Consider the following 6,293-nt stretch of genomic DNA (forward strand, 5'->3'; position numbering starts at 1 on the left):
AGCCACAGTTAACCTGAATCAGTCCCGGACAAAATTCTCCTTCAGCAACTCTATATTTTTCAACGCTTCTTTCTTTAGCTCATCCGCGTTCGTCCTTACAATATGAGCGTAATGTTCATGGTTGTCCAAGATCTTCAACGCATTATCAACCATGACTTTCTCATCGACTTCCTCTAATACAGACGAAACTTCCCACATTCCGTTACGCTTCAGCAAGCTTTCGACCTTCTTATCATAGCTTAACCCGATATGCGGAACTCCCATCAAAGTCGAGAAAATCAACGCATGCAGACGCATACCAATCGTCATTTCACACTGCCCGATAAACTGTAAATATTGGTTCGGCGTGAAATCATTGCCAAGCAGCAAGCACTGATCAGCATGCTTCATATGAGCCATCACATCTTTGCTTGCCTTTTCATCATGATGTCCTTCCATCGGAACAAAGACAGGGGTGACTCCCTTTTTCTCAATCAGCTCATCCAAAATGACAGCCATTTGCTCAAACTGTTTGGTTCGTCCGAGCCATGGCCGCACGGAAACAGCAATCAGCCGCTCATTGCCCTTCAACGGCAAAGACTCCACACAGGCTTTATCTTCCTTCGGCTGAAACGCGAATACAATATCTGATGTGACTACCGTCTCAGGCTTTGTAACGCCAAGCTTATGCAGAAGCTCCTTCGAATACTCATCACGTACCGTGATAAAATCAGCTAAATTCGCAAGCTTCATTAAAAACTTGCCCCAGCGGGAATTGACCGGTCCGACTCCCTGTGAGAAAAACATTACTTTTGTTCCGCAAAGCTTTGCCAGTAAAACAATTAGCAAATAATAGGGAAGAGGTCCGAACAAAAACTTGGTAGGATACGTATCCTGTAGAAGTCCACCTCCACCGCTAATCAATAAATCAGCCGATCTAAGCTCGCGAACTTTCTCTTTATTTTCCCGCCGCCACGCACGGTAAACGGAACGGACATTATGTTCCTTTGCCGTCTTCTCTGGAGATAAAGAAAAAACGGTAATTTCTGGATTATCAAAATTTGTGCGTAAATTGTCAATAATTGCTTCTAAAATTGCTTCATCACCAGTGTTTCCAAGGCCGTAAAAGCCAGAAATAACAAATTTCAAGGATGCTCCTCCTTTTGCAGTCTTACAAGGTTTACCCTATTATATAGGAAGGGAATATAAGAACCATAGGATCAATCCCCCTCTCACAAGGCATTCCAACAAAATTCATGCTATATTTTATCATTACCCTAAGTAAACAACAATGAAAACTAATGCAAGTCGAATTTTGACATGATATACTAGGTGAGAATTAATTTCATATCAGAATGTGGGAAAAGGTGAAAGGGTCAGAAACAGAATCGATCCTGCGTATTGTATAAAAAAATCATGCGCGAATTTGACCTGCATCCAAACACCTGAGAACCCCCACCTAGAAATCAAAAAAAGCGAGGTCTTTTTTTAATGAAAAAAATATGTGTCGTTGGATTAGGATACATTGGTCTTCCTACATCCGCCATCTTCGCCCAAGCAGGCTTTGAAGTGGTCGGCGTCGATGTTAATCAAAAAGTCGTTGATTCTTTAAATAATGGAAAAATTCATATTGAAGAACCTGGTCTGCCTGAAGTCGTTGAGAGAGTTGTAAAAGCAGGAAAGCTTCGTGCTTCTCTTACACCAGAACCAGCAGACGTATATATCGTGGCAGTGCCAACACCAATCCACCCAGATCAAACTGCCAACGTGGATTATGTAAGAGATGCGGTGCAATCGATCACTCCATTTATTCAAAAAGGAAATGTTCTGATTGTTGAATCCACCATTCCTCCAAGAACAATGGATGATCTAGTCGCACCAATCATTAAAGAAGCTGGACTCGATCCATACAAGGACGTGGCCATCGCACACTGTCCGGAACGTGTTCTTCCAGGACAAATCCTAAGAGAGCTCATTGAAAACACTCGCATTGTCGGCGGTATTACACCTGAAGCTGCGAAACAAGCTGCAGACGTGTATCGTGCTGTTGTCAAAGGCGATGTCATGGAAACCGAAGCAGTTACAGCCGAAATGTCTAAGCTGATGGAAAACACATTCCGTGATGTGAACATTGCCCTTGCTAACGAGCTAGTGAAAATTTCTGCGAAACTCGGCGTAGACGCTCATTCAGTTATCGCGCTCGCTAACCGCCATCCGCGTGTAAATATCCATTTGCCAGGTCCCGGTGTAGGCGGACATTGTCTAGCGGTTGACCCTTACTTTATTGTTGAAAAAGCGCAGGAAGAGTCTCCGCTGATTCAAACAGCGAGAAAAATTAATAACTCGATGCCGCACTACGTTGAAACGCAAATCGAGCGGTTAACGTCTGAATTATCAAATCCAAAAATTGCCTTGTTTGGTTTGACGTATAAAGGAAATATAGATGATGTGCGTGAAAGTCCGGCACTCGATATTGCGGAATCACTTCACAAGCATCCAAAACTGAATGTGGTGGCTCATGACCCGCATGTTCGGGAAGAGCAGGTATCATTCCCGCTGTACAGCTTTGAGGATGCCATCAAAGATGCGCATCTTATCGTTGTGCTGGCTGACCATAATGAGTTTAAAAACATTGATGGCGAAGTCTTAAAGAGAGAAATGAAGACTCCAGTTATCTTTGATACGAAGAATTGTGTGAATGAGATTGAAGGAGTAACGATTTACCGGTTAGGAAATCTGTCTCATCTAAAAGCAATTCAAGAGTAAGGGGAGAATAGCATGAAAAAGGAGACCTATTTTGGTGTGGATGTATCACCTCTTTCTTATGAGGAGATTGTTGAAACACTAAAATCAAGGATTCACTCTGGGGAACAATCAACCATTATTGCTGTCAATCCTGAAAAAGTAATGGCTGCTCAAAATAATCCGCAGCTAAAAGAGCTGATTAATGGCTCTACTTTCCAGATTCCTGATGGAGTCGGAATCTTGCTGGCTTCAAAATTAAAAGGAGGCGACATCCAATCAAGAGTCACAGGTGTGGACATGATGGAGCGCCTTCTCTTAATGGCGGAGCAGGAAGGGTACAAAGTCTTTCTTTATGGGGCAAAAGAAGAGGTCGTAAGCAAGGCAGCTGCCAATATCCAAATCAAGCATCCTGCCATTCAATTAGCAGGATACGAGAATGGATACGTCCAAGACCAAGAAGCACTTGTGGAAAAAATCAATGCATCAGGTGCCGATATCTTATTTGTTGCTTTAGGAAGTCCGAGACAAGAGCTCTGGATTCGTGAAAACATGCCTCGGCTCAATGTGAAAGTATTCCAAGGAGTTGGCGGTAGCTTTGATGTATATGCTGGCCACGTACAAAGAGCGCCAGAAGGGTTTCGCAAACTCGGTCTTGAATGGCTCTACCGGCTCATGAAAGAACCCAAGCGTTTCAAGCGCCAGCTCGCACTTCCCAAATTCCTGTTTAAAGTCCTATTTACTAGAAAGGATCAGGCTAGATGAAAATTTTGCACTTAATCAGCGGCGGAGAAACCGGCGGCTCCCGTAAGCATGTCGTGACACTCCTCGCAAAGTTTCCAAAAGAACAAATATGTCTAGCCGTCTTCCAGGAAGGAGCTCTTTCACAGGAAGCAAAAGATGCGGGAATACGGGTAGAGGTATTCCGGCAAAAATCGCGTTATGATTTGTCGGTGTTGCATCAGCTTGCTTCGTTTATAAATAAAGAAGCCTTTGACATCCTTCATACTCATGGACCGCGTGCAAACTTTCTTACAACCCTTATGATTGGAAAAACCAATTGCCGCTGGGTCACTACCATCCACAGTGATCCAAAGCTTGATTTCATGAAAGGCGGTCTAAAGGGCAAGCTATTCACAAAGCTTAATCTTTGGTCCTATCAAAAAATTCATTACTTCTTCGCGGTTTCAGAGAGATTCAAACAAAACCTAATGGAGATTGGGATTAGAGGAGAAAAAATTCAAACCATTTACAATGGGATTGATTTTACATCCCCAGTGCCTCAAGCTGATCCACTCCGTGAGGACCTTGGATTATCTCAAGAGGATTTTATTATGGCCTTTATTGCAAGACTTCATCCCGTAAAAGGACATAACCTCGTGTTAAATGCACTCCATAACTTAAACAATCCTCGAGTAAAGCTGCTCCTTATCGGAGACGGCCCGAACAGACAGGAGATTGACGAAAAAATTAAACAATTAAACCTACAATCTCAAGTCTTGATGCTAGGCTTCCGCAAAGATGTGGCCGACTTGTATTCAATTTCTGATGTTGCATTACTCGCATCTGAAAGTGAAAGCTTTCCGCTTTCCCTGCTGGAGGCTGCTAATCAAGAGGTACCAGTCATCACAACTGATGTTGGCGGGGTAAAAGAATTAGTTTTGGAGCCTGACATGGGCTGGGTTGTGCCAGTTGGTGACCAAGCCGCTTATGAAAGAGCAATAAATTTTGCGTATGAATCATGGGAAAAAGGAATGCTACAAGAGAAGGGAAAATCCCTTCGCAAGCATGCCGAGGAAAACTTTTCATTAGATAACTTAGTTAAACTTACAACCGAAACCTACAGTAAATTACTGAAGCAATAGATCGTACAAATTTGTCCTAGGGTTTAAAATGGAAAAAATATTCATTGCCCTACATAAAAATTTTTATTATTGTAATGAACGTACTGTGAAACTAAAAAGGGGAACCTACAGATTATGATTGAAACTAAAAACAGCCTAACGTATTACGTTGTAATAGCCATGCTTTGCCTGGTTCCAATAGTATATTGGAAAGAATATCTGGGACCAATCCCAATTAGTATCGAAATTATTCTCATTCCATTGCTAGTGCTGGCAGCAGCATATGATTATTGGAAGAAAAATATACAGCTTAATACCTTTCCGGTCATGCCGATTTTAATCGCATTTATTTCCTTCTTTGTCGCATCCCTGCTTTCGTTAATCAAAGCAGAATACATGGCCCCGGCGATTATGGAAATTTTGCGATTCCTATCGTATGTTTTCCTATTTACAATTGTAGTAAAAGTAAAATTTTCAAAAGAACAATATTTTACTTTTGCAAAAGTATTCGGAGCAACAGCCTTATTAATCGGATTTTTTGGGATCATTCAATATGTGTTTGATATTTCCTTAAATAAGGCAGGACTATACGCTCTTCAAGAAGCAAAAGGACGCGTTGATGGAACGCTAGAGAACCCAAATTACTTCTCTTCTTTCCTTAATTACGTGATTCCAACACTTGTATTATTAAGTGTTGTATATTTCCAACAGAAAAAATGGCAGTTCTTGTATTTTGGATTCTTTGCCATTTATGTCATTAACCTAATCTTTACCTATACACGTGCCGCTTGGGTTACAATGTTCTGTGCATTCTTCTTAACGATTCTCTTCATGCCAAAGAGATTCCTGAAAGGCTTTTTCAAGCCGCATATGTTAATTGCATTTACCGTGTTAATTGTTTCGGTTTATTTCATGCCAGATGTTCAATCTAGAACAAATTCTGCGATTTATGCAATGCAAAAGCTAGTCTTTCCTAATTGGGAAGTCGCAGCGCCAGAAGAACCAGGAGAAGAAGGAGAGGATCCAGAGGATCAGGAACAAGATAAAGAAGATGAAACAACCGAAAGAGCCGTTGTTTCCCGTACAACCCTCTGGAAAACAGGATGGTTTATGTTCAGAGACAACCCAATTCTCGGAGTCGGGATTGGGAACTACTACGATCGGTATAGCGACTTCACTGACAAATATCCGGAGCTCTATATTGGCCACGAAACCTATTCAGTCCACAACTCTTATCTCAAGGTAATGGCCGAAGGCGGTACAATCGGTATTCTAACCTTCATGTCCATCTACGTGATCTTCTTCCTTTATATCCTGCGCTTATTCTTTAAGCAGCCGGATCTAAAAGGAAAGGTCATCGCAGCCGGGCTATTTGTTGGAAGCACCACCTTCATGGTACAAAACTTGTCGAACAACCTCATGTTTATCCCAAGGTTAAATGTGGTATTCTGGCTAGTCGGAGCGTTGGCATTAGCTTTCCTTTATTTGAATCAAAAACAATTTAAAGATGCATAAAAATCACACCACCTTTCTATAAATGAAAGGTGGTGTCAGACTGTAGACAAACTCGATAATATCGAGTTTGCCTACAGTCTTTTTTCATTTACAATATTTATAATGAGATATCTAGAGGTGATGGATTATGATGACGAGAAACAATAATATTGAAAGAGACCAATTAGAAGTGATCGCGATTGACCAACTAGTACCACAAGATCATTTAGTACG

General features: G+C 41.6%; 5 protein-coding genes. 4 read left to right on the top strand and 1 reads right to left on the bottom strand.

Features of this window, described 5'->3' with window-relative positions; genetic code table 11:
- Positions 1-18: 18 nt before the first annotated feature.
- Complete coding sequence (csaB, locus tag MLE14_RS15905; protein WP_243299401.1) at positions 19-1,128, bottom strand: polysaccharide pyruvyl transferase CsaB; 1,110 nt, start codon at positions 1,126-1,128, stop codon at positions 19-21.
- Between the two features lie 342 nt (positions 1,129-1,470).
- Here csaB and MLE14_RS15910 point away from each other — a divergent pair, with 342 nt between their 5' ends.
- The 4 genes from MLE14_RS15910 (at position 1,471) to MLE14_RS15925 (ending at position 6,080) form a co-directional block, all read left to right on the top strand.
- Positions 1,471-2,745 carry a nucleotide sugar dehydrogenase gene (locus tag MLE14_RS15910; protein ID WP_243299402.1) on the top strand — a complete coding sequence of 425 codons (1,275 nt, stop codon included), beginning with the start codon at positions 1,471-1,473 and terminating at the stop codon, positions 2,743-2,745.
- 12 nt (positions 2,746-2,757) lie between these two features.
- Positions 2,758-3,486 (top strand): WecB/TagA/CpsF family glycosyltransferase, encoded by a 729-nt coding sequence (locus MLE14_RS15915; protein ID WP_243299403.1) that lies wholly within the window; start codon positions 2,758-2,760, stop codon positions 3,484-3,486.
- Positions 3,483-4,586, top strand: coding sequence for a glycosyltransferase (locus MLE14_RS15920; RefSeq protein ID WP_243299404.1), 1,104 nt, complete (start codon positions 3,483-3,485; stop codon positions 4,584-4,586). Before MLE14_RS15915 ends, MLE14_RS15920 begins: the two co-directional genes overlap by 4 nt.
- Positions 4,587-4,700: 114 nt before the next feature.
- Positions 4,701-6,080, top strand: a complete 1,380-nt coding sequence (locus tag MLE14_RS15925; RefSeq protein ID WP_243299405.1) for an O-antigen ligase family protein — start codon at positions 4,701-4,703, stop codon at positions 6,078-6,080.
- Positions 6,081-6,293 lie beyond the last annotated feature (213 nt).

Origin of the sequence: Bacillus litorisediminis, from assembly GCF_022808645.1 — a bacterium.
Taxonomy (GTDB): Bacteria; Bacillota; Bacilli; order Bacillales; family JC228; genus Bacillus_BF; species Bacillus_BF litorisediminis.

Bases quoted from the DNA above. Each gene is read 5' to 3' on its own strand.
- MLE14_RS15910 (WP_243299402.1), top strand. From the start codon at position 1,471: ATGAAAAAAATATGTGTCGTTGGATTAGGATACATTGGTCTTCCTACA.
- MLE14_RS15915 (WP_243299403.1), top strand. From the start codon at position 2,758: ATGAAAAAGGAGACCTATTTTGGTGTGGATGTATCACCTCTTTCTTAT.
- MLE14_RS15920 (WP_243299404.1), top strand. From the start codon at position 3,483: ATGAAAATTTTGCACTTAATCAGCGGCGGAGAAACCGGCGGCTCCCGT.
- MLE14_RS15925 (WP_243299405.1), top strand. From the start codon at position 4,701: ATGATTGAAACTAAAAACAGCCTAACGTATTACGTTGTAATAGCCATG.